1 protein-coding gene and 1 pseudogene are annotated in these 977 nt (G+C 59.2%); both read right to left on the reverse strand.

Annotated elements, in window-relative coordinates; all coding sequences use genetic code 11:
• Positions 1-244, reverse strand: a pseudogene (locus X773_RS77835) (conjugal transfer protein); the annotation flags it as partial.
• A gap of 7 nt (positions 245-251) precedes the next feature.
• On the reverse strand, positions 252-977 hold a 726-nt coding region (gene virB9 / locus X773_RS73500; RefSeq protein WP_023680981.1), incomplete at its 5' end, for a P-type conjugative transfer protein VirB9.

Below are 977 nucleotides of genomic sequence, written 5' to 3' on the forward strand. Positions count from 1 at the left end.
TCGGGATTTTCAGGGTGCCGTTATCAAGCTGGGGACGCGGCGTATCGAGCCCAGGTGCGGGAAACTGTGTGGTGTGAAACTCCTCGCCATCCGACGCCGTCAACAGCGGCTTGTCTGGCGCACGCGTCGCCGCATAGATCATCCAGCCGGCGAAGACCACCGCACCCAGCGGCACCACGATCTTGAAGAATGTGCTCGCCCCGAATTTTGGCGGGGCGACCACTGTTCCTTCCTCGGCGAGCATTCTGTACTCATTGGGAGATGGCATCAGGCCCCCTCACTTTCCGAACAGTCCCACCGCCGACACGCTGCGGCTCGTAAGGTTCAAGCCCGGTCGGTTCGTTCACATTGTTCAGTCTCAGATTGAAGACGCAGGTTGCTTCGTTGCCATTGCGCAGCGTCCATTGGTAATTGACCTTGTCGACGACGATGTACGGGCCCTCGCGGCGATAATTCACAAGCGTCTCATTGCGCTCGCTGTCGACGACATAGATCGCCGGCACTTCCCTTGCCGGATCGAAGCGGAACCAGGTCTTCACGCCGTCGTCGTAGATCACGAGCGGCTTATTTGCCGACGACCCCTTGTAAGCATAGGACGAGTTGGCGTTTTCGGCCTTGAAACCCTGCCGGTTCGGCTGTGCCGCCCGGGCCTGGGCTTCGTCCATCAGCGCCGCGTCCGATGCCTCTTCGGGATAGCGGAACTTGATCGCGTAGACTTGTTGCGCAACCGGCCGAAACTCGCCGTTGAGGAAGAATACATAGCTGCGCTTGTTGGTCAGGACGTTGAGATTCCCGCCCGCATTCTTCTCGATCGGCTTCACAAAAAGCACATTGCCCTTCTTATTGGGCTCGATGCTCCAGGCCGGGACGTCGCCGGCGCCGAGGGTTTCGATTTTCTCGTCATCGCCGAATTCGATCATGGTCGAGGCGCCATAGCTGGCCGGCACCGACACCACATCGTCCTTTTGATACCAGAC

Origin of the sequence: Mesorhizobium sp. LSJC280B00, from assembly GCF_000502835.1 — a bacterium.
Taxonomy (GTDB): domain Bacteria; phylum Pseudomonadota; class Alphaproteobacteria; order Rhizobiales; family Rhizobiaceae; genus Mesorhizobium.